The following is a 22,012-nucleotide window of genomic DNA, read 5'->3' as shown; positions in this document are numbered from 1 at the left end:
GTTTTGCCCTTGGGGTATGGTGTAATTGGCAACACGGCGGTTTCTGGTACCGTTGTTCTTGGTTCGAGTCCAGGTACCCCAGCCAAAGAAAAACCCCCGCTCACGCGGGGGTTTTCTTTTTTGGATTCAGGCCCGGCCGTGCATTGTCCGGCTGCGGCGGGACGCGGCATCCAGCATCACGGCGATGAGGAGCACCGCACCCGTAATCATGTATCGGAACGATGAATCGAGATTCACATCTCCTGTGCCGCTGCTCTGAGCGGCTGCCGCAAGCTGTCCTGCGGCGAGCATTCCGCCGACTGCGGCCAGTGACGAGCAGAGCATGAAGACGGACATGTAGGTCCAGCCGACGTTGATGCCCGCGCGACGTGCTGCTTCACGATTGCCACCGACGGCGAAAACCGAGCGGCCCCACTTCGTGCGGGTCAGCCCATACTGCATGACGACGACGAGTACGACGAAGAAGACGAACATCCAGCCGATGCCGCGGGCACGGCGAGCGTAGTGAAGGATCACATTCGGGCGGAGTTTGCGGTCATAGGAGCGGACTGTGCAACAACGAAAAAAGGCCCAGCCCCACAAAGTGGGACTGGGCCTTAGAAGCTCTAATTAGAGAGCGTTGATGTTCGTCGCCTGGGGGCCCTTGGGACCCTGCTCCGTGTCGAACTCGACCTTCTGTGCTTCCTCGAGGTTGCGGTGTCCGCTACCCTGAATCGCGCTGAAGTGCGCGAAGACATCGGCAGATCCGTCATCGGGAGCGATGAAGCCGTAGCCCTTGTCGGAGTTGAACCATTTGACAGTACCAGTGGCCATGCTGTGTTTCCTTTGTGTTGTTGGGCCGAGCTTCGACCCGTAATGCCTCGACGATATTCGGCTCGGCAGCTTATGGGGCTCTCAGGGTAACGGCGAAAACTCGCGGCGTTACGCGGCTGGGAGCGTGAGGTAGGTGAAGGAAAATGATCGAGTGGCCACCATGCATGTTACGCATTCGGGCCGATGAACAGCCGGAGATTCCGAAGGTCATCGTGAATGTTATCGCCCCAGCTTAGCCCATTCTTGTGCGATCTTGCTGACAGTTACCGTGTTGACACATGAAAAGATGGAGCAATGAGCTCTGCCAACCTGACCAGGCAGGAGACGGCCGCGCGTTCTGCGGGCGTCACCGTGCACACCATTCGCGTCGAGCTTGACCTTTTTGATGCGCAGAATCAGGAGCATCCGGGCTTCGGCGTCACCACGACACTGGTGTTCGATGCCACCGCATCTGAGACGTGGATCGACTTCATCGGCGAGTCCGTGAATAGAGTCACGATCAATGGAGCCGAACAACCCGTCGCCTACGACGGCGCCCGGATCGCAGTGACCGGACTCGCGGCCTCCAACACCGTCGTGGTCGAGGGGGTCGGGCTCTACAGTCGATCCGGCGAGGGTCTGCACCGATTCGTTGACCCTGTCGACGGTGAGACCTACCTCTATACCCAGTACGAGCCGGCGGACTCGCGGCGAGTCATGGCGTGCTTCGAGCAGCCCGATATGAAGGCAGCGTTCACATTCATCGTGCGTGCGCCCCTCGGCTGGCACGTGCTGTCGAACCAGAGCGCGGTGTCGGTAGACGAGCACGACGGCGCCCAGACGGTCGAGTTTGCGCCGACGCTGCCGCTGTCCAGCTACATCACCTCAGTGGCGGCAGGGCCCTATCACCGAGTGGATGCCACGTGGACCCGGGGTGAGCAGAGCGTCGCACTCGGCGTGCTGTGCCGTCCCTCACTGGCTAGGTTCCTCGAAGCAGACGAGATCATCGAGGTCACGCGTCAGGGGCTGGACTTCTTCACCGACTCGTTCGATTTCCCCTACCCATGGGGCAAGTACGACCAAATCTTCGTGCCGGAGTACAACTTGGGCGCGATGGAGAACCCCGGCCTGGTGACTTTCACTGAGGCATACCTGTCGCGCGGTGCAGCGACCGACGCGCAGCGTGGAGGCCGCGCCAACACGATCCTGCATGAGATGGCTCATATGTGGTTCGGAGACCTCGTCACCATGCGCTGGTGGGACGATCTCTGGCTCAAGGAGTCCTTCGCCGACTACATGGGCGCCCACGCCTCGGTGGCTGCCACCCGCTTCACTGACGCCTGGGTGCGCTTCGCCGCGAACCGTAAGGCATGGGCGTATCAGCAGGATCAGTTGCCGACGACGCATCCGATCGTTGCCGACATCACAGACCTGGAAGCTGCGAAGTTGAACTTCGACGGCATCACCTACGCAAAGGGTGCGTCGGTGCTCAAGCAGCTGGTCGCCTTCGTCGGCGAGGAGCAGTTCTTCGAGGGTGCACAGCGCTACTTCGCAGCGCACGCCTACGGCAACACCACGCTGGATGACCTACTGGTGCAGCTCGAGGAGGCCTCTGGCAGAGACCTGCGCGCGTGGTCGACGGCCTGGTTGGAGACGAGCGGTGTGTCAGCCCTCTCGCTCGAGGAAAGTGCGGACGGCGAGCGGATGCTGGTGCAGACCGACCCGCGCCCGCACCGCCTGCGCGTTGGACTGTACAACCTCACGGACGGGTGCTTGTCGCTGCGTGAAAAGGTTGATCTGGACATTGCCGACGAGCGCACACCGGTGGCTTTCGAGGAGGCCGACTTGGTGCTGATCAACGATGACGATCTGACCTACGCCAAGGCACGCATCGACGAGCGCTCGTTGGCGTCCGTGGAGAAGGCCCTGTCGACGCTCGAGCCCTTGCCGCGCGCGCTGGTGTGGTCGTCGCTGTGGAACTCCACACGTGACGGCGAGCTGGCTGCCGCGCGCTATCTGGCGATCGTGGGCGCGCACGCGCCTGCAGAAGAGAACATCGGCCTTCTGAGTGGGGTGCTAGCGAATGCCGCCTACGCGGTGGGTCATTTCGTCTCGGATGCAGCGCGGACCGCGGAGCGCACCGCATGGCTGGAGACGACCTGGACGGCTCTCAATGCGGCAGATGCCGGAAGCGACGCGCAGCTGTCCTGGGCGCGTGCCTTCGCCGCAGCGTCCGCCTACGACGACGCACGCGCCGAGCATGTGCGGGCGATCCTTGACGGCGATGCGCCGGAGGGCCTGACCGTCGACCCCGATCTGCGCTGGGCGCTGCTCACCGCGCTCCGTACGACCGAGCACGCGACGGGCGACGACGTATCCGACGAGCTCGAGCGCGACGGTACGGCGAGCGGACGAACGGCGTCGCTTACTGCGCTGTGGTCGAAGCCGAGCATCGCCAATCGAACTGTCGCCTGGCACGCCGCGTGGGAAGATCTGTCGCTCAGCAACGATCACCTCAGCGCCACGATCAACGGTGTCCGTGCTGGCGGGCGCCGTGATCTGATCGCCGATCTCGACGAAGGGTACTTCGAGCGGATTCTCGGCGCTTGGCAGGACCGCAGCATTGAGCTCGCTCGCAGGCTCGTGATCGGGCTGTTCCCGGCATCCGATGATCTCCAACAGGTCGACGCATGGCTCGCCGCCAACCGGAGCGCGCCGGCGGCACTGCGGCGCCTTGTGATCGAGCAGCGTGATCACCTGGCGCGCGACCTGCGGGTGCGTGCGGGGCAGTCTCAGCTCGGCGAGGGCTGAGCCGCCGGCTCGACTGCCATTCCCATGACTGTGCGCACGATCCACGGGTGCGCACGGTCATCCGCGATGTGGGTCATTCCGAGATGCTCAGCCACTCGTCGGGAAGCGACGTTTTCGGGATGGATGATCGCAGTGAGCAGCGTGGGGGCGTATTCGCGTCGCACCAGCTCGAGGCACTCGCGCGCCGCTTCGGTGGCATAGCCGTTTCCCTGAACGTCGCGTCGCACGTGGTAACCCACCTCGCGCACCGGCGTGTCGTTGTACGACTGCCAGGTGATGCCGCAGTCGCCGACGAACTCGCCAGTGAGAGTTTCGATCAGCCAAAGGCCGTGACCGTCCGAGGCATAGCGGCCCTGCATCCGACTGATCCATTCGGCGCTCTCCGCACGCGTCTTAGGCGCGGGGTAGAAGGCCATCGTTTCCGGATCGCCGAGCATCCGCGCCATGTCGTCGAGATCGGTGTCGACCATCTCTCTGAACCGCAGTCGTTCGGTGGGACCTGGCAGTAGGCGTCGGGTCACAGGTCGATGGTGTCGCCGGGATCGAGCTCGAAGAACTCCCCGCCGTTCTGTTCGGTCGCCCACTTCAGTCGGGCGCGGTGCATGTTGCGTCCGATCACCGAGAGCGTCATATCGTGCACGCCGAAGGCGCGGCGAGGCTTCACCGCGAGTACGAAGTCCATGGCCTCGCCGATCTTCAGCCACGGAGCGCCCAGGGGAGCGGCCAGCGTATCGACGTCGACTCCCTCCGGTGCCGCGTAGGAATCTCCGGGGTAGTACAACTCGTCGTTGATCAGTACACCCACGTTCTGCACTGCGGGTAACGATGAGTGGATGATGGCGTGCTCACCGCCGAAGAAACGCAGGGTGAATCGCCCGGCGGTGACGGTATCGCCGGGGGAGACGACGCTGATCTCGTAGTCAGTGGCCGCTGCTGCGACGCCGGCCGGCGCGTAGATCGGGATTCCGGGGGCAGCGCGGAGGATGCGTTCGAGATGCTCCGGGGTCCAGTGGTCTGGGTGCTCGTGAGTGATGACAAGGCCCACTACGTTCGAGAGCTCATCGAGCGGCGTGGTGAATGACCCGGGATCGATGATCAGTGCGTCTCCGCTCTCATCGATTCGGAGGGCGGCATGTTCGTGCTTCGTTACGCGCATAGTGAGAGTCAACTCCTTCGAGAGCTGTCCGGCAAACCTGCTTCTCGGATGACGCGCCCGGGATCCGACTTCTGACCGCCTCGATTTGGCGGAGCAGAAAACCTCGTGGCATACTTGAACAGTTGTCGCGGGACGGAAACGTTCCGCAAGCCTGGCCCCATCGTATAGCGGCCTAGTACGCTGCCCTCTCACGGCGGTAACACGGGTTCGAATCCCGTTGGGGTCACAACACTGAAAAGCCCTCGATTTCTGAACTCTCAGAAATCGAGGGCTTCTTCGTTTCTCAGCGCGACCAGCGCCGCGTCCGTTATCGGCGGCTTATCGGCCAAAACGGGGCACCCGCCGCGATCGGCACATTTTGGATCGAGCGAGGCCTCCGAGCCAGAGCGTTAACTCATGCGTCCGACGACCTCAACCATGCGCTGCACAACGATACCCGGAGCAGGCTATTTACACCGGAATAGCGCCACCGAACAGTACAGAATGCAGGCATCTGACCCACCATCGAGGACGAGGCAATCGATACAGCGCAGAACGCACAATGGCAGAGCGCCTGTCGCCCGGTTCCCTCGAATGGTGGATGATCGCGATCGGTGCAGGTGGATGAGCCTGCACGTCCAACAATTCGCTTTTCACCTTTTTTGAGGCGGGAATAGCCAATCAGTGCAGCGACCACCGAGATTAGATTCGAACGGAACCGAATCGCACCACACCGAGATGCGATGTCCCGCTTAGCGGCTTCGGGGGAACGGTACTCACGCAATCACAAGGACGAGGAAGTCACATGAAGATTATGAGGAAAGCGGCTGTGGCCGCTCTGGCGGTTTCTCTTGCTGTCGCCATGACCGGCTGCCAGGCGGGGGCCGATGAAGGGAAGACCACTCTGAGTTGGTTCTCCTGGGACTCGGAATCCGAGGTTGTTGGCGTGATCGAGGAGTTTGAACGACAGAACCCCGATATTGTGATCGATTTCTCACACGCGCCGCCAGCCGTTGAATACAACGACACCCTGCAGAAGCGCCTCCTCGGCGGAACGGCAGCTGATGTTTTCATGATCAACGGTGAGAACCGGGGCGACCTCATCGCGGGCCAGTTCGTTCTGGACCTCACCGACCAACCGTTCATGGACCTCCAAGCACAGCGAGACAATGGCTACAGCGCCGAGGGACACGATTTCGGGCTCACGACGTTCTCCTGGGGTGCCGGTCTCGTCTATAACGTGGAGATGCTGGAGTCGGTCGGCATGACTACTCCGCCGCAGACATGGGACGAGTTCATCGCGCTGTGTGACAGCTTGAAGGCCGCCGGGTACACGCCGTTCTACGAATCGCTCCCCGGTTCAGTTTCCTACTTCCTGGCAGCGATGATCGGGCAGGACTTCTCCCAGAAGGGCGGCGACGTGGATGCTCGGATCTTCGACGGTACGAGCACTTTTGAGGAAGAACTGACCGATGTCTTCACGCTGTACAGTGACTTCTACGCGGCTGGTCTCGGCTCTCAGGCCAACGTTGGACTGAGCCAACAGGAGGCGTTGACGGCATTCGCTACCGGACAGGTGGCTATGATCCCCACAGGACCGTGGGATGTCGCGACCATCGAGGAGGCCGCGCCCGACATGGCCTTTGACATGATGGGAACGCCTGGCGTAGTCGAAACTCAGGCGTTCTTTGCTGGTTCGTCGGGTGCGTCATACGCGATCAATGCCAAGACGAAGAATCTCGAAGCTGCCGAGACCTTCCTCACCTTCTTGTCCAGCGCCAAGGGCGCGGAACTGTACAACGAGGGCGCGGGCGAGATCACCACGACAACAAACTTCGAGGCAGTTGTCGACCCCAGGGTTGAGCCGCTTGCAGAGGCACTGCGTGAAAGTAACGTCTACTGGCCGGTCATCGGGTGGAAGAGATTTCAGGGCGAGCTGAATACCGTGTTCATGGCCGTGACGCAGGAGCTTGCAATGGGTAAGATCACTCCCGCCGAGGCGGCGAAGGCACTCGACGAAAAGCTGACAACGCTCGACGCTGAGTAATTGCGCTCATAGGGTGACTCTGCAGTGTGTGGGTGGAGCGATCCTCCCCACACACTGTGGATCACCATTCTGGCCATGGAAAGGTCACAGAGTAATGCTGAAAGATTTCGGCCGCACGCGAACACATATCGTCACACCGCGGAACACCCAATGGCGAAGCATCGCCGCCAACCAATCGTTCCTCATTCCAATCACGATTGTGCTAATCGGCCTTGTACTGTTGCCGCTCGCGCAGACCTTTTATTACAGTCTGACAAACTTCAACGGGTACTCAACAGAGATGGACTTCGTCGGTTTCAGGAACTATCTGCGACTCTTCTCTGACCCCGCGATGACCTCATCGCTGTGGTTCACCGCCCTATACACGATCGGGTGCGTTGTCATTGTAACGGCGCTGGCTGTCCCCACCGCGGTTATCCTCAACAACAACTTCGTCGGCCGAAACTTCGTTCGTTCGGTCTTCTTCTTCCCTTCGATTCTCAGCATTGCCATCCTCGGTCTGGTGTGGGGATTCCTTTTGTCTCCACTGGCATCCGGTTTGATCAATAACATCCTGGGCACGATTCTCGACATCACGCCGATCCCATGGCTATCCGAGACCGCGCTTGCTCAAGCTTCGGTTATCTTCGTTGGAGTGTGGGTGCAAACGGGATGGCACGCCATCTTGTATCTGGCATATCTTCAGTCGATTCCTACCGACTACTACGAAGCGGCCACACTTGACGGGGCAACTCCGATCCAACAGTTCTTTAGCATCACCGTTCCGCTGCTGGTGCCCGCGATCTCGATAAGCTCACTGTTGCTCGTGACGGCGGGGCTCAAGGTGTACGACCTTCCATACACCCTCACGAACGGCGGACCCGGATACTCGACGTTCACCGTCACCCAAGCGATCATCCAAAACGGAATCAGCCAAGGGAAGGTCGGCCAGGCCTCCGCGCTCTCGATCGTATTCATGCTCGCTGTCGTACTCGTGGTTGCGGGCCAACTCTTCTTCTCGCGGCGTTTGGAAGGTCGTCTCAAGTGAAAAAGTCGCAGCGTCTGCGCTCAGCCGTCCTGAGCATCGTCATGATTCCTATTGCATGCGTCGTAGGGATCCCGTACTACTACATCTTGATCAACACGTTCAAGACCCAGCAGGAGACGGCTGCATCGCCCTTGGGCCTGCCGTCAGGGTTGAATTTCGAAAACTACCGCACGGCATTCGAAACGGTACCGATCGCCCAGAGCTTCGCGAATACGGTCTATGTCACCCTCTTCTCAATCCTTCTCATGCTAATCGTCGGTTCGATGGCAGCATTTGCCCTCGTCATGCGCAAGTCTCGGTTTAACAAGCTTTTCGGATTCCTCCTACTCATCGCATTCACCGTTCCATTCCAAACGATACTCATCCCGATCTATCTCTCCATTGCCAAACTGGGGCTGGTTGACTCGCTCAACGGTCTCATCGTGGTATATAGCGGAGGATCGATCTTCTGCTACTTCCTTATTCAGGGATACATGAGAACGGTGCCGCACGAGATTATCGAGGCTGCCAGGATTGATGGTGCCGGAACATTCGCTATCTTCTGGCGAATCATGCTCCCGTTGATCAGGCCGATCCTCGTTACGGTGGCGGTATTCCAGGTGATGTGGGTGTGGAATGATTTCCTCACACCCCAGGTCTTTTTGACTTCGTCAAAGAACAACACTCTCGTGCTCGAGGTATATTCGGCGGTGGGAGAGTTCTCCGTCAACTGGCCGCTGTTTCTGACGATCAGTGCAATTGCCCTTATCCCGATGGTCATCTTCTTCGTATTTATGCAGAAGCACATCATCAGCGGTCTGGTCAGCGGGGCGGTTAAAGCATAGCCGCGAAGGGCTCCAACGCTGGAAGGCTAGGCTCATCCTTAGCGGAAGCAGATGATCCGGAGGTTTCCTTGTTGGAGAGGGTACGTAACGACGAGCGGCGTAAGGCCCTCTTCCGGAGCCTTGACGAGCATTCGCACTTCAACCAGCTCTTCGACCATTTGCCAGGCGTGCACTTCTTCGCCAAGGATGTTGATGGGCGGATCCTGTTCGCCAACCGAGGCCTTCTGAACCTGTACGGATACGAGTCAGAAGCTCAGTTCATTGGCCGCACCGACTTTGACATTCTTCCGGTGCGGTTGGCCGAGAAGTTCAGACTCGATGATTTACGCGTGATGGAAACAGACCGTCCGCTGCTGGGTATCGTTGAACTTTTCTTGAACCCCCAGGGGATTCCCGATTGGTACATCACCGACAAGCTTCCACTGCGTTCGAGCAAGGGGGAGGTGCTTGGAGTCATGGGAACGATCCGCGTTCACCGCGAATCAAAGGGTCAGCAGAAGGCGGTTCTGGATGTTGACACGGCCGTCGCTCATCTTCGGGACACCTTCATGGAGAACGAGCCGATGTCGAGTCTTGCTGAACGTTGTGGGCTGTCCACGAGGCAATTCGAGATCAAGTTCAAAGCGGTGTACAACACGTCTCCGAGCCAGTTTCGCATTAGATTGAGAGTGATGCGGGCCTGCGAACTTCTTCGTGAGACGCATCTCAGCGTCGCGGACGTCGCCATCGGGAGTGGCTTCTATGACCAGAGTGCTCTTGCCCATCATTTCAAGACCATCATGGGCTACACGCCGCTTCAGTACCGTAAACGGTACAGCTGATCCCGCGTCAGAAATTCACGTTCTCAGTATTGATGGCGATCGCGCCGAAGTAGCCACTGCACCGCGTTCTCGAGTAACTGGCGATGGCCAGGAGAATCGAACGAACGCCGGTCGTGTCCGAGCGCGTCGTAGACAACGCGCGCGCCCGCATTCTCACGGGCCCAGATGAGCGGGTGCGTCGATCCTTCGTAGTCGTGGGAGGCGAGCGCAACGACATCCTCCGCCACACGAAGGTATGTGTAGAACTCGTCATCCACACTGAAATCGGCTATCCCGGCGACCAATGCATGCTCTCCCCCGTGGATCAGTACGGTCCCCGGGCCATACTCCGGGTGCATCGTGGTGCCGGGAATCCACCTAGCGCCGACGAGCTTCTCCCAGTCTTCGTTCTCGGCGAAGCTCGCGGCTGCAGCGTGCATCACCAGCATTGCGCCACCCTTCGACAGAAAACGAGCGACACCGGCCTGCACATCGGCTACTGAAATGTCGTTATGGCCCGGGACCGGTGATTCGCCGAAGTTCACGACGAGGAGATCGACATCCGGGGCTACGTTAGCGAGCACACTATGCACCTCTTCGGTGATTTTGACGTCGAGGCCGAGGGTCTTCATTATTCCTGACAGGCGTTGTGTGGTCTCGGCGAACGGGTGCCACGGGTCGGCATAAGCTCCCGCACCCGAGACGATCAGTGCTCGTGCCCGATCCGTCTCGTTGGCTCCTACAGTGTCCTTGTGCTGGCGCATTCTTGATCCTTCAGAAGGCTGGGTCCGGGAAGATGGAGCGCCCATCACCATGGTGCGTCAAGCTCCTTGCGCAGCTCGGGAGGAAGTACGATCCGGCTCCCTCGCAGAGCGATGTCCAATTGGTCTACCGTGCTGGCACCGATTATTGGCAGAACTCGAGGTGTGCCACCGGACAGCCACGAAGTGACCAGTTGGGTGCGGCTTATCCCGAGACGTTGCGCGACATCGCTGAGCACGCTGAGGCGGCGCGTCGTTCCGGGGTGCTCGAATGCATCGGAGATTGCGCGGTCTGCTCGGTCGTAAGCGCCGGAGAGTAGCGGCGAATACGCCCACAGCACTATCTCGGGATTATCGTCGACATAGTCAAGCACGTCATCGGTAACCCACCCGAAACGGTGGTCGTGGTCGTGGTCGCGCACGAACGGTCGCGGTTGCAAGTAGCTGTATCGAAGCTGAAGCGCTGTCGGAGGCAGCTTTTCGGCGGCAAGTGCCAGTCCTCGCGCCCGCTCAACACGCCAGAGAGCCGTGTTCGAATAGCCCCAGCCGAGCGCTTTGCCGTTGGTAACTAATCCGCTGAACGCGGCCACCGTTTCCGGCTGATCAGCGAGACGGTCATCGCGATGAGCCCAGAAGAGGTCGACGTGGTCGGTACCCAGGCGCCGCAAGCTTTGGGCCAGCCCGTCGGCAATAGTTGCCGCACTTAATCCTTCGGTTGTGAACGGCTCGCCAGGCGAGGTGATTGGTTCGCACCCAACTTTTGTCGCAATCTTCACCCGCTCCCGCATCCCAGGGCGTTCGGCCAACCAGCGGCCCAGAGTCGATTCGCTCTGCCCACCATGACCGTGCGCCTCGTTCCAATAGGAGTAGCAGTTGGCGGTATCGATCCAGCTGCCACCTTCATCGACGTAGCGGTCAAGAATTCTGAAGGCGGTCGCCTCGTTGACTGATGTTCCATAGTTCATTGCTCCGAGCACGATAGGTGGCGTCGTCGGTGTCATCGAGCGTTCCAATCTTCCAAGTCGACGGTTCGAAAGGCGATTCGTCGTGTTCCCAAACTACGCGTTGAGGTCACATGCCGGATTGGTTGTTAGCGGTGTAAATCAGGCGAATCACGGTCTCGAACAAGACGCATTTCACCTTTTTTACGGTGACTTCAGCCAAGCTCTGGCGAGGGCCTGCTACTAGCTTCAGAGATGGCGCGAGAACAGCTGGCGCGAAATGAAGAATGGAGCTGGAATGGTGTCGGGGAAGAAACTGCGAGTAGGAATTGTCGGCCTCGAATTTGGTGCCGAGTTTATTCCGATCTACCAACAGCACCCGAATGCCGAAATGTACGCGATCTGCCAGCGCACGCAATCCAAACTCGACGAGGTCGGCGACAAGTTCGGGGTCGAGACTCGCTACACCACTTACCAAGACATGCTTGATGACAAGCTCGTCGACGTTGTGCACGTTAATACTCCGCTGCAGAATCACGCCGATCACGTCGTCGCTGCCCTTCGGGCCGGCAAGCACGTGGGCTGTACCATCCCGATGGCTACGAGCGTCGAAGACTGCAAGCGAATCGTTGACGCGCAGCAGGAAACTGGCCTCACCTACATGATGATGGAGACGGTCGTGTATAGCCGTGAGTTCCTCTTCGTCAAGGAACTCTATGAAGCTGGTGAGCTTGGAAAGCTGCAGTTCGTCCGTTCCTCGCACCACCAAGACATGACCGGATGGCCGGAATACTGGGACGGCATGCCACCGATGTACAACGCAACGCACGCGATTTCGCCGGCGTTGGCAATCGGCAACAATCAGGCAGCGGCTGTGCAATGCCTCGGGTCGGGAACGGTATTTGAGCGGATGCGTGAGCGCTACGATTCGCCGTTCTCTGTGGAGAGTACGCACATTACGTTCAAAGATAGCGACGTTGGTGCCGAAGTGACCCGAAATCTATGGGCCATGGCTAGAGAGTATCGCGAGAGCTTCGATGTGTACGGTGCCACTCGATCGTTTGAGTGGACGCAGATCGCGGACGAGAACCACGTCATCCATACAGGTGAGACCCCTGTGCGCGTTGACGTGCCGGACTACGCGCACCTGCTGCCCGAGGAAATCCGATCTTTCACCACGGCGGGCGTTTACACGGCCGAAGGAGAGGAAACTCACCGTTCATTCGTGCAGGGTGGTGGTCATGGTGGTTCTCATCCTCACCTGGTGCACCAACTGCTGATGTCGATCCTGGGTGAACGCGAGGCATACCCGAACGCACGCCAGGCCGCCAACATCACGTGTGCAGGTATTCTGTCCCACGAGTCGGCTCTTCAGGGGGGCGTGCGCATTGAGCTCCCCGAGTGGACTTTCGAGCCTGACTCGAACCCCATCGTGATCCCGCTCGATGAAAGCATTGAGCCGCAGTGGGCGAACGCACCGCTACCCAATTCAACGGGAGGATTCCATGTTGACTGACCTTCCAGTGGGTATTAGTACCTTCGTGCTCGCCTCTCCGTTTGACGAGAAGCACTTCGCTCTTTTCAGCGATGTCAAGGCGATGGGCTACGACCTTGTCGAGGTGTGCATCTCGGACTTTGATCTCTCAGCCGACGCACTCGCTGCTGCCGCGACTGATGCGGGGCTTTCGCTGTCGATCAGTGCCGTCTTCGGAGAGGGAAGGGACCTCTCCCACTCTGATCCGGACCAGCGCGCGGCAGGCGTCACTCATCTGCTCGATGCGGTGAGATTTGCCGCGGAGGTGGGCGCTCGCATCGTCTCTGGGCCTCTGTATGGGAGGCCGGGGCGGAGCCCCGCGCGCTCGGAGAACAAACGAGTCTTGCAACGGGAGTGGGCTGCTGAAGGAATCCGCGTCGCTGCCGATGTGGCTCGAAATTCCGGTGTCGTACTCGCGATTGAAGCTCTGAACCGGTTCGAGACTGATCTGGTCAATACTGTGGCTCAGGCGCTTGAGCTCTGTGACTTGGTGGATCGCGACAACGTTGGACTGACTCTCGATACGTTCCATATGAATATTGAAGAGAAGAATCTTGGGGACGCCATCCGCGTGGCAGGAGACCGGATCTTCAGTTTCCAGGCATCGGAGAGCGACCGGGGAACGCCAGGAACCGGTCTCGTTGATTGGTCGGATGCCTTTGCTGCACTGGTCGAGATCAACTACCACGGGCCTATCGTCGTCGAGTCGTTTCGGTCGGATGAGCCTGAAACGGCTCGTGCAGTCGCCATCTGGCGTCCGGTGGCCGAGTCGATGGACAGTCTTGCCCGCGAGTCGGTGCGGTTTGTGCGCCAATCGTTAACGCATTAGTACTCGGTCGGCACGAATACTCACACCGCCGCGCAGGGGGCCGCGCTTGTCGCCGAACTCGCTCCGTCCGGCGCAGCGGCTGCCGTCCTCACGGCATCCTCTGGCGGTAAAGTGATGGTCGAAGCTCGCGCCGTCCTCGATTCTCTCGTCACACGTCTGCGCGCGTGTAGCGAGTGTCGGTGAAATCGAGGGCTTCTTCGTTTCTCAGCGCGACCAGCGCCGCGTCCGGCATGCTTGATACATGGATCTGGAGATTTCACCCGCCCTCACGATTCCGGCGTCGGAACTCGAGTGGCGATTCTCCCGGTCGTCCGGCCCCGGCGGTCAACATGTCAACACCTCAGACAGTCGCGCCGAGCTGCGCTGGAGCGTTACGGATTCAGTCGTGCTCTCTGACGACCAGCGGATGCTGCTGCTCAGCCGGCTCGGGAGACGCCTGATATCCGGGGCGATCGCCGTGACGGCATCCGAGCAACGCTCTCAGTTGCGCAATCGCGAGATCGCTCTGGACAAGCTCGCCGAGCTCGTCAGGGCGGGGCTCGCTCCGGCGCCTGCCCGCCGTCGTGCGACGAAGCCGACCAAGGGCTCGGATCGGCGTCGCTTGGCAGCCAAAGAACAGCGTTCGGCCACGAAGCGGCAACGGCAGCGCCCGAACGCTGAGTGATACAGCCCGCGGGGCGGACAGGCTCAGGTGGTCTCGCGCGGAACGACCCGGCACGACAGTGACTCGATGCCGGAACGGGAATCGCCGTTGATCGCTTCGAACAGGCGACGGGCGGCGAGGGCACCGAGGGCTTCAAGATTCATATCGACGCTGGTCAGGTGCGGTCGTGCCCCGGTCGTGAATACCTCCCAGTTGTCGTACCCCATGACGGAGACCCGTTCGGGTACTGCCCAACCGGCCTCACGCAGGGTATCGAGAACACCGCGCGCGATCTGATCGTTGCCGCACAGAATTCCGTCGATATCGGGGTGGTGCTCGATCAGTTGTGCCGCGGCATTACGACCCCATTGCTCGGTCCAGGAGCCGAACTGCGCGTGCCCGATCAGCGACAGGCCATGCTTGTGCAGGGCTGACTCGATCCCGCTGACGCGATCGTGCGATGCCGCGTAGCCATGCTCCCCGGTGATGTGCGCGATCCGGCGGCGACCACGGGCGACGAGGAAGTCCACGGAATCGGCGCCTCCCTGCACATTGTCCGGGACGAGCGAGAGGTCATTGCTGTCAGTGGAGGGGGCGTAGGCATATACAACCGGAACAGGCAGATCGCCTCCCAGCGATGGGCGGGGGTCTGTGCGCGGGCCAACCACGATCAGGCCATCGACTCTGCGGCTCAGCAGTGCGTCCAGGTGGTGCTGCTCGCGGATAGCATCGCCTCGGGCATCGCAGAGGAAGACCGAGGTCTTGCCCTTGCCGAACGCATCTTCGGCGCCCATCAGGATCGGCAGCGAGAAACGTCCGTCGAGGTCTCCGGTGATGAGGCCAACGGTTCCGGTCTGGCCAGCGAGCAAACCGCGAGCAAGCGCGTTTGGAGTGAACGAAATCTTCTCGGCAGCGACGAGCACGCGTGCTCTGGTGTCGGGATGTACCTGATCGCGGCCATTCAGTGCCTTCGAGGCAGTGGCGACCGAGACTCCGGCAAGGGCTGCGACATCGCGGAGGGTGGCGCGGGGTGCTCGTTTGTCACCAGGACTCACTACGCCACTCCTTCGTTTCGGTGTAGTCGACAATACACGGATTGACCAGAATAGAAGACGGTGATATGTTCGCCGAAAACCTTTTCGGTAAGTTTCGTGAAGGTTGCTCTCTTGAGTACTCATCGATCAATGACGATTCCAGACAAGGAAGTCACATGCCAGTGAAATTCCCGCGCATCAGCGGTGTCCGCTCACGATCCGTCGCTACCGGAGCGATCGCCGTCTCGGCAATGCTCGTGCTCGCCGGCTGCACGCCGAGCGCATCGGGCGGAGCATCCGGAGATGGCGAAACCATCACCGTTTGGCACTACTTCAGCGATGAGAACCAGGTCAAGGTTCTCACCGATTACAAAGAACTCTTCGAGTCGAGCAACGACACGGTCACCGTGGAGAACGTCTTCGTTCCTTACGATCAGCTGAACTCGAAGTTGATCACCTCCGTCGGTTCGCAGACCGGCCCTGACGTCGTCGTGTTCAACGGTGCCGACGCCTCGACGCTGGCACTTGCCGGTGCGCTCGCGCCGATGACCGAGCAGTGGGATTCCTTCTCCGACAAGGCCGAGTTCCCCGAGTCGGTCGTGCATTCTCTTGAGGATGACGTGTACGCCGTTCAGGGCTACGTCAACCTGCTCGGGCTCTGGTACAACCAGGACGTCCTCGACGAGCTCGGCGTGACGCCGCCGACGACCTTGGATGAGCTCAACGCAGCCCTCACTACCGCGACCGCTGCTGGCAAGGGCGGGATCACGCTGTCCGGGCTTCCGCAGTCGCAGGGTGAATGGCAGGCCTACCCGTGGTTGTCGAGCTTCGGCTTCAGCTATGACGATCCGCAGGCAGCTCCTTTGGAAGAGGCCTTCACGATGGTGCAGTCCTGGACCGAATCCGGCGCGCTCACCCGTGAGTCTGTGACGTGGGACCAGACGGTCCCGTTCCAGACCTGGGCAGCAGGAGATATCGCCTTCGCGCAGAACGGCAACTGGCAGCTGGGAACGGCCCGCAGCGATGCGGACTTCGAGTTCGGCGTCGTCCCGCTCCCGGTCGGTTCCGACGGCCAGGTGTACCTCGGCGGCGAAGGCGAAGCGATCGGTGCGTTCAGCAAAAACCCCGACCTGGCATGGAAGTACCTCGAGGAGACGTACTTCAGTGCAGAGGGCCAGGCCATCGCGCTGGACGGTGTCGGCAGCATTCCGGCACGTCTGGATGCGGCATCCGCACCCGAGGTGACCGAAGACCCGATCCTTGCAGCCTTCGCGCAGTCGCTCGAGAAGAACGGCGCGAACTACCCGGCACCCGCCGTTCCCGCAGAGGCCGTGGCCGACCAGCAACTCGTCGTCGGACAAATCTGGAGCGCCGTCATCGGTGGCCAGCTGACTCCAGCAGAAGCGGCGAAGAAGCTCGTTGCCGATCTCGAGCCACTGCTCGCCAAGTAATCCAGTAGTCCAACGAGAACGAGGCAGGAAGCCCATGTCAGCACAACTGACGGCCGCAGAGCCGTCCGCGCGCACTACGGCGTCGCGGAGTCGGCCACCCCGATCCGCATGGCACCGCAGCGCGGCGCGCCGGAAGAAGCTCGGCTTCGCCGTACCGGCAGGGGTCTTCCTCCTCGTTTTCTCGTTCTTCCCTCTCGCCCAGCTGGGGCGTATGAGTCTCAGCGATGTGAACTCACGTACCCTCAACCAGCCATGGAAGTTCGTCGGCACCGACAACTTCGCAGGAAGTGCTGCACAGGGCTCGCTCCTGCCAGCGCTCGGCAACACGGTCGTGTTCGTCCTCATCGTCACGCTGATCGGATTGATCGGCGGTCTTGCCGCGGCAATCCTGCTGAGCACGAGCACCTGGCTGAGCGCCTTCGTGCTCGGACTGATGGTCTTCATCTGGGCACTGCCACCGGTTGTCAACGGCAGCGTCTGGAAGTTCCTTTTGGGGGATGCGGGCCTCATCAACTCGGTCATCACCGGGATCGGGCTGTCCGCCGATGCGGTTCCGTTCCTGTACGACGAGCGATTCGCCTTGCTCTCGGTCGCGATCGTGAACTCCTGGGCTGTCGTGCCCTTCAACGCTCTCGTGTACCGCGCGAGCATCCTCGGCATCTCCGCTGAGACGTTCGAGGCCGCACGAATCGATGGCGCGAACCGCTGGCAGGAGATCTGGCACATGATCGTCCCCGCGGTGAAGCCAGCAACGCTCGTGCTTACGGTGCTCACGATCGTGTACGCATTCCGTTCCTTCGACTTCATCTTCGTGATGACGTATGGGGGACCGGGAATCTCGACCAACACCCTGCCGTTCCTGAGCTACCTGCAGGCGTTCGTCCGGTTTGACTTCGGAATGGGAGCGGCCACCGCCGTCATCTCTGTCCTGCTCGTCCTTGTCCTCGCCGTCATCTATGCACGCAACGTTCGCAAAGAGGAGGCCAGCTCGTGAGCACTCTGACACCCACCGTGCTGCTCGTTACCGGGGGCAAGACTCCGCGTCGGCCTCGCCGCAAGTTCGAGCCCGTCGCAGGTCCCCTGCGAATCGTGTTGCTGCTGATCTACGCGGTGCCGATCCTCTTCATCGTGCTGACCTCGTTGAAGAGCTCGAGCGATGTGATCTCTTCGCAGTCATCGTTCCTCTTCACCCCGACCTTGGATGCGTACACCTCGGTGTTGCAGAACCAGGGCCTGTTCGTGGCAATGCAGCAATCAATCGTGATTGCTGCCGGAACCACCGCACTCACCCTGCTGATCGCGATTCCGGCCGGCTACGGGCTTGCCCGCGTTGATTCGCGAATCACGACCATCGGTCTCGGACTTCTGATCGTGCTGCAGATGGTGCCACAGACAGCTAACGTCATCCCGCTCTACCAGATCTTCGGTTCTTGGGGCCTGCTGGATCAAAACATCGGTGTGATCGTGGCGGACACAGCCATGCTCGTTCCTTTCGCGATCTTGCTGCTGCGCCCGTTCTTCCGGGCTGTGCCGGAAGCGCTGGAGGAAGCCGCATCCATCGATGGCGCGAGCACGATCCGCACTTTCTGGTCGGTGATGTTGCCAATCGCGCGTAACGGTGTCGCCACGACCGGAACCCTCGTCTTCCTGATGTCGTGGGGCGAGTTCCTCTACGCAGTCAACTTCTTCCTCTCGCCTGGCAACTACCCACTGAGCGCCTTGCTCGCCCAGCAGGTCTCTGCCTTCGGCATCAACTGGCCGGGGCTGATGGCACTCGCCGTCATCACCTCGATCCCGATTCTCATCCTCTTTGTCTTCACCTATCGGCTGCTGCGTGAAGGACTTACGCTCGGCGCCGTCAAGTAGACGCCCTTCTTCTTCAATCATCTTCAGCTGGAGACCACTATGCCCATCAGTACCGCACACGCTGCCGCTGCCCTCCCCGTCGCCCCCTCCCACGGCGCACTTCGCCCGCTCGCGCTTTCACAGGTGCGCATTGACAGCGGATTCTGGGCCGACAGGCAGGAGCTGAATGCATCCGCCATCATCGAACACTGCGAGAACTGGATGGAGAAGGTCGGCTGGATCGGCAACTTCGACGCAGCTGTTGAAGGCCGTCTTCCGGCGGACCGGAGAGGACGCGAGTTCTCGGACTCCGATGTCTACAAACTGATCGAGGCGATGGCATGGGAGTTCGGCCGCACGCAGAACGATCGTCTGGATGCGCGCCTGCGCGCTCTGGTCGCTCGTATTGAGCCGGCCCAGGAGTCTGATGGCTACCTCAACACCCGGTTCGGTCGGGTCGGTCAGGAGCCGCGCTACTCCGATCTGCAGTGGGGCCACGAGCTGTACTGCTACGGACACCTCCTGCAGGCAGCTGTCGCACGCGGCCGTACGGTGGGCGAAGATGCGCTGGTACAGATCGCTCGCCGCGCCGCAGACCACCTCTGTAAGGTGTTCGGCGTCAACGGTATCGAATCGGTCTGTGGACACCCCGAGGTCGAAATGGCCCTCGTCGAATTCGGTCGTTACACGGGAGAGACCCGCTACATCGACCAGGCCCGTCTTTTCGTGAACCGACGTGGGCACGGGGTGTTGGGTGACATTGAGCTCGGGCGCAGTTACTACCAGGACGACACGCCGGTGCGTGACGCAGAGGTGCTGCGTGGCCACGCAGTGCGGGCCGTTTACCTCGCAGCCGGCGCCGTCGACCTCGGCATCGAAGACGAAGAACCCGGGCTGATCGACGCAGTCGCAGCCCAGCTCGATCGCACCGTCGCCCGGCGCACGTACCTGACCGGGGGCATGGGCGCGCATCACGAGGGCGAATCGTTCGGAGCGGACTTCGAACTTCCCAGTGACCGCGCGTATTCCGAGACCTGCGCAGGCATCGGTTCGATCATGCTCAACTACCGGCTTCTGTTGGCGACCGGTGAAGAACGTTACGCCGATCTGATTGAGCGCACACTGTTCAACGTCGTCGCCACATCGCCGGCCGCCGATGGCCGGGCCTTCTATTACACGAACACGCTGCATCAGCGAGAGCCCGGATCAACCCCGGCACTCGACGAAGCGAGTCCGCGTGCCTCCTCGAGCCTTCGTGCGCCATGGTTCGATGTCTCCTGCTGTCCCACGAACGTTGCGCGCACCCTCGCATCCCTCGGCTCATACTTCGCCACCTCCACGGACCAGGGCGTGCGGATTCATCAGTATGCGAGTGGTGTCGTCGAAGCATCCCTTGAAGGTGGCACCGTTGCAGTAACGGTGGAGACCAACTACCCCCACGACGGTGAGATCAAAGTCGTCGTGACCCAGTCGATCGATGCGGAATGGGAACTCTCGCTGCGCGTACCAGGGTGGGCACATGCAGGCGCAGCGCTAAGAGACGGCGTTCAGGACAAGCCCGTCCGCCCAGGCTCGGCGAAGATTCGACGCGTGTTCGCCGTCGGCGACGAGATCGTACTCAGCCTCCCGATGACCGCACGCTGGACTACACCCGATCCTCGCATCGACGCGCTTCGTGGCCAGCAGGCGGTCGAGCGGGGTCCCGTGGTGATGTGCCTTGAATCGACGGATGCCGCCTTTGCCGCCAGCGTCGACGAAGTGCGTGTGACCGGGGAACTGACCGAGGTCGACGGTGTGGTGAGCGTCGGCGTGCGACACATGATCCCGGCGGACCACGCCTGGCCCTACGAGGTCGCCTCCGTGGAGATCTCGGCGGAGACGCACAGCGTGCCACTGCTGCCCTATTACTCCTGGGCCAACCGGGGACCCTCATCGATGCGTGTGTGGCTGCCGACCGTCGCCTGATCGACCGGCACGTAAGTGAAGTCCGGGGGAGCGTGCCGGGTCACGCCCAGCGCGCGGTGAGCGTGTGCACGCCGTTCGCACTCGATCTCATCGCCGACCCGATGGCATCGGCGATTGGGGAGACATCCTCACGAATCGCTCCGGCCGTGACACGGATGTGAGCGGGCTGAAACTCGTTGCGCGGCAGGAATGGCGTACCCCCAGCGACGCGGATGCCGGATGCGGCGAGCTGCAAGATGGCATTTTGTTCGTCGTCGACCGCCAGCCAGGTGTTGATGCCGTCGGCTGCGGGGGATGTGACGCCGACAGCGGCGAGGGCGCTGGACAGCTCGCGCTGGCGTCGTGCGTATTCGGCTCGGGCGGCGTCGACCTGGGCGATGCTGGTCTCGTCGACGAGCAGCTCGTGGAGGATGGTCTGCAGCATGCGGCTCGTCCAGCCGGGGCCGAGCATCCGGCGCGCCACGATCCGGTCGATGATCTTCGTAGGCCCTCCGAGAGCCGCAATGCGCAGATCGGGACCGTGCGACTTGGAGTAGCTGCGCACATGCAGCACCTGATCGGGGATCCATCGGCCCAGGCTGACGTCATCGGCCAGGCTGATCTCACCCGAATGGTCGTCTTCGATGACGATCATTCCGCTCGCCGTCGGACTGTCTCGCAGCAGTAGGGCGAGTTCCCGGGCCCGATCCTCGGTCATCGATGCGCCGGTCGGGTTGTGCGCTCGAGGCTGCAGTACGGCGGCGACCGGCGACTGAAGGAGAGCGGCCGCGAAGGAGCTGGGCACGGGCCCGTGAGCGTCGACGGCGACGGGAACAACGGCCAGGCCGAGCTGATCGAGGAGGTCGAGGAACGGCGGAAATGTGGGACTCTCCACGATAATCCTGTCGCTGAAACGAGCGATCTGCTCGAGACTGCGGGAGATCGCATCGAGGGCACCGTTGACCACGGTGAGCGACTCAGCGCGATACGGCCATGAATTCTCGAGAACAGCGAGCAGTTCCGGGATGACCGGAAGATCCTGATAGCTGGAGGTCACTGCACGTTCCGACACCCGTGCGAGTGCGGGGCCGAGCGCGGGGAGAAGATCGGGGTCGGGGGTACCCCGGGATAGGTCGATGCGCGTCGGTAGGTCACGACCCGCCATCACTTGACTCCGCGCGGGGAGCCAGTCGTGCCTCGGGCCGAGCACGAACGTACCGCCGCGGCCGCGCGAGACGATCAGGCCTGCGGCGCCCGCCGCTCGCCACGCATGACTGACAGTGGCCGGGCTCACGCCCAGTGCTCCGGCAATCTCGCGCACCGTTGGGAGACGCTCTCCCGGGGCCAGGCGTCCCGTCGTGACCAACCGGCCGAGGGCTGCGGCGATGCCCGCGGGGTTGCGCTGTTCGATCTCATCGATCAAAGGATGCATGGGGCAAAGCTCGCATATCTCTTGCTTGGAAGCTGCTTGCACGACAGGATCATTAATACTTGCGTCACGCGAAGTAACAGAACAGAAATGTTCAGGTCTAAGAATAACAAAACCGGACGACGTCGTCTGGGATTCGACTTAACCGCATCGGTGCCGGCTGGA

The 22,012-nt window shown here is 61.1% G+C and carries 20 protein-coding genes and 2 tRNA genes; 14 read left to right on the top strand and 8 right to left on the bottom strand.

From position 1 onward, the window contains the following. The first annotated feature begins 10 nt into the window (after nucleotides 1–10). Nucleotides 11–85 (top strand) — tRNA-Gln (locus tag ACSU1G_RS02860). Nucleotides 86–126: 41 nt separating this feature from the next. Here ACSU1G_RS02860 and ACSU1G_RS02855 read toward each other — a convergent pair. Both ACSU1G_RS02855 and ACSU1G_RS02850 read right to left on the bottom strand, forming a co-directional pair. Then, complete coding sequence (locus ACSU1G_RS02855) at nucleotides 127–516, bottom strand: ABC transporter permease subunit (protein ID WP_439278375.1); 390 nt, start codon at nucleotides 514–516, stop codon at nucleotides 127–129. Between the two features lie 93 nt (nucleotides 517–609). Further along, nucleotides 610–813, bottom strand: coding sequence for a cold-shock protein (locus tag ACSU1G_RS02850; RefSeq protein ID WP_036279545.1), 204 nt, complete (start codon nucleotides 811–813; stop codon nucleotides 610–612). A 294-nt stretch (nucleotides 814–1,107) separates the two neighbouring features. Here ACSU1G_RS02850 and pepN point away from each other — a divergent pair, with 294 nt between their 5' ends. Further along, on the top strand, nucleotides 1,108–3,603 hold the full coding sequence (gene pepN / locus ACSU1G_RS02845) for an aminopeptidase N (protein ID WP_439278374.1): 2,496 nt from the start codon (nucleotides 1,108–1,110) through the stop codon (nucleotides 3,601–3,603). Here pepN and ACSU1G_RS02840 read toward each other — a convergent pair. Beyond that, entirely contained in the window at nucleotides 3,585–4,124 is a 540-nt protein-coding gene (locus ACSU1G_RS02840; RefSeq protein WP_439278373.1) for a GNAT family N-acetyltransferase, read from the bottom strand. The genes pepN and ACSU1G_RS02840 overlap by 19 nt on opposite strands. Beyond that, nucleotides 4,121–4,759, bottom strand: a complete 639-nt coding sequence (locus ACSU1G_RS02835; RefSeq protein WP_439278372.1) for an MBL fold metallo-hydrolase — start codon at nucleotides 4,757–4,759, stop codon at nucleotides 4,121–4,123. Before ACSU1G_RS02835 ends, ACSU1G_RS02840 begins: the two co-directional genes overlap by 4 nt. A gap of 153 nt (nucleotides 4,760–4,912) precedes the next feature. Between ACSU1G_RS02835 and ACSU1G_RS02830 the strand changes: the two genes are divergently transcribed. The 5 genes from ACSU1G_RS02830 to ACSU1G_RS02810 all read left to right on the top strand — a co-directional run bounded on the left by ACSU1G_RS02830 (nucleotide 4,913) and on the right by ACSU1G_RS02810 (nucleotide 9,457). Next, nucleotides 4,913–4,985 (top strand) — tRNA-Glu (locus ACSU1G_RS02830). Between the two features lie 558 nt (nucleotides 4,986–5,543). After that, the gene (locus ACSU1G_RS02825; RefSeq protein WP_439278371.1) at nucleotides 5,544–6,785 is read left to right on the top strand and encodes an ABC transporter substrate-binding protein; all 1,242 of its coding nucleotides are present in this window, start codon (nucleotides 5,544–5,546) and stop codon (nucleotides 6,783–6,785) included. A gap of 94 nt (nucleotides 6,786–6,879) precedes the next feature. After that, nucleotides 6,880–7,812, top strand: coding sequence for a carbohydrate ABC transporter permease (locus ACSU1G_RS02820; protein ID WP_439278370.1), 933 nt, complete (start codon nucleotides 6,880–6,882; stop codon nucleotides 7,810–7,812). After that, nucleotides 7,809–8,636 carry a carbohydrate ABC transporter permease gene (locus ACSU1G_RS02815; RefSeq protein ID WP_439278369.1) on the top strand — a complete coding sequence of 276 codons (828 nt, stop codon included), beginning with the start codon at nucleotides 7,809–7,811 and terminating at the stop codon, nucleotides 8,634–8,636. Before ACSU1G_RS02820 ends, ACSU1G_RS02815 begins: the two co-directional genes overlap by 4 nt. A gap of 71 nt (nucleotides 8,637–8,707) precedes the next feature. After that, nucleotides 8,708–9,457, top strand: coding sequence for a helix-turn-helix domain-containing protein (locus ACSU1G_RS02810; protein WP_439278368.1), 750 nt, complete (start codon nucleotides 8,708–8,710; stop codon nucleotides 9,455–9,457). Between the two features lie 23 nt (nucleotides 9,458–9,480). Here the strand turns inward: ACSU1G_RS02810 and ACSU1G_RS02805 are convergent, their stop codons facing one another. After that, entirely contained in the window at nucleotides 9,481–10,200 is a 720-nt protein-coding gene (locus ACSU1G_RS02805; protein ID WP_439278367.1) for a ThuA domain-containing protein, read from the bottom strand. A 44-nt stretch (nucleotides 10,201–10,244) separates the two neighbouring features. Further along, nucleotides 10,245–11,198 (bottom strand): aldo/keto reductase, encoded by a 954-nt coding sequence (locus ACSU1G_RS02800; RefSeq protein ID WP_439278366.1) that lies wholly within the window; start codon nucleotides 11,196–11,198, stop codon nucleotides 10,245–10,247. Nucleotides 11,199–11,436: 238 nt separating this feature from the next. Between ACSU1G_RS02800 and ACSU1G_RS02795 the strand changes: the two genes are divergently transcribed. The 3 genes from ACSU1G_RS02795 to arfB all read left to right on the top strand — a co-directional run bounded on the left by ACSU1G_RS02795 (nucleotide 11,437) and on the right by arfB (nucleotide 14,165). Beyond that, nucleotides 11,437–12,654, top strand: a complete 1,218-nt coding sequence (locus ACSU1G_RS02795) for a Gfo/Idh/MocA family protein (RefSeq protein ID WP_439278365.1) — start codon at nucleotides 11,437–11,439, stop codon at nucleotides 12,652–12,654. Then, on the top strand, nucleotides 12,644–13,501 hold the full coding sequence (locus ACSU1G_RS02790) for a sugar phosphate isomerase/epimerase family protein (RefSeq protein WP_439278364.1): 858 nt from the start codon (nucleotides 12,644–12,646) through the stop codon (nucleotides 13,499–13,501). The genes ACSU1G_RS02795 and ACSU1G_RS02790 overlap by 11 nt, the downstream gene beginning before the upstream one ends. A gap of 241 nt (nucleotides 13,502–13,742) precedes the next feature. Beyond that, entirely contained in the window at nucleotides 13,743–14,165 is a 423-nt protein-coding gene (gene arfB / locus ACSU1G_RS02785; RefSeq protein ID WP_439278363.1) for an alternative ribosome rescue aminoacyl-tRNA hydrolase ArfB, read from the top strand. Between the two features lie 23 nt (nucleotides 14,166–14,188). Here the strand turns inward: arfB and ACSU1G_RS02780 are convergent, their stop codons facing one another. Beyond that, nucleotides 14,189–15,199 carry a LacI family DNA-binding transcriptional regulator gene (locus ACSU1G_RS02780; protein ID WP_439278362.1) on the bottom strand — a complete coding sequence of 337 codons (1,011 nt, stop codon included), beginning with the start codon at nucleotides 15,197–15,199 and terminating at the stop codon, nucleotides 14,189–14,191. A 155-nt stretch (nucleotides 15,200–15,354) separates the two neighbouring features. On the opposite strand from ACSU1G_RS02780, the gene ACSU1G_RS02775 reads away from it, so the two are divergent. From ACSU1G_RS02775 to ACSU1G_RS02760, 4 genes are read left to right on the top strand one after another with little or no spacing between them, the layout of a single operon-like run. Beyond that, nucleotides 15,355–16,629, top strand: coding sequence for a sugar ABC transporter substrate-binding protein (locus tag ACSU1G_RS02775; protein ID WP_439278361.1), 1,275 nt, complete (start codon nucleotides 15,355–15,357; stop codon nucleotides 16,627–16,629). A gap of 34 nt (nucleotides 16,630–16,663) precedes the next feature. Continuing rightward, nucleotides 16,664–17,623 carry a carbohydrate ABC transporter permease gene (locus ACSU1G_RS02770; RefSeq protein WP_439278360.1) on the top strand — a complete coding sequence of 320 codons (960 nt, stop codon included), beginning with the start codon at nucleotides 16,664–16,666 and terminating at the stop codon, nucleotides 17,621–17,623. Continuing rightward, nucleotides 17,620–18,495 carry a carbohydrate ABC transporter permease gene (locus ACSU1G_RS02765; protein ID WP_439278359.1) on the top strand — a complete coding sequence of 292 codons (876 nt, stop codon included), beginning with the start codon at nucleotides 17,620–17,622 and terminating at the stop codon, nucleotides 18,493–18,495. Before ACSU1G_RS02770 ends, ACSU1G_RS02765 begins: the two co-directional genes overlap by 4 nt. Before the next feature lie 39 nt (nucleotides 18,496–18,534). Beyond that, nucleotides 18,535–20,439, top strand: a complete 1,905-nt coding sequence (locus tag ACSU1G_RS02760; protein WP_439278358.1) for a glycoside hydrolase family 127 protein — start codon at nucleotides 18,535–18,537, stop codon at nucleotides 20,437–20,439. Between the two features lie 40 nt (nucleotides 20,440–20,479). Here the strand turns inward: ACSU1G_RS02760 and ACSU1G_RS02755 are convergent, their stop codons facing one another. Continuing rightward, on the bottom strand, nucleotides 20,480–21,850 hold the full coding sequence (locus ACSU1G_RS02755; RefSeq protein WP_439278357.1) for a PLP-dependent aminotransferase family protein: 1,371 nt from the start codon (nucleotides 21,848–21,850) through the stop codon (nucleotides 20,480–20,482). Nucleotides 21,851–22,012: the final 162 nt, after the last annotated feature.

It is taken from the genome of Microbacterium sp. A93, assembly GCF_051842835.1.
This window is presented reverse-complemented; position numbering and strand designations above follow the sequence as displayed.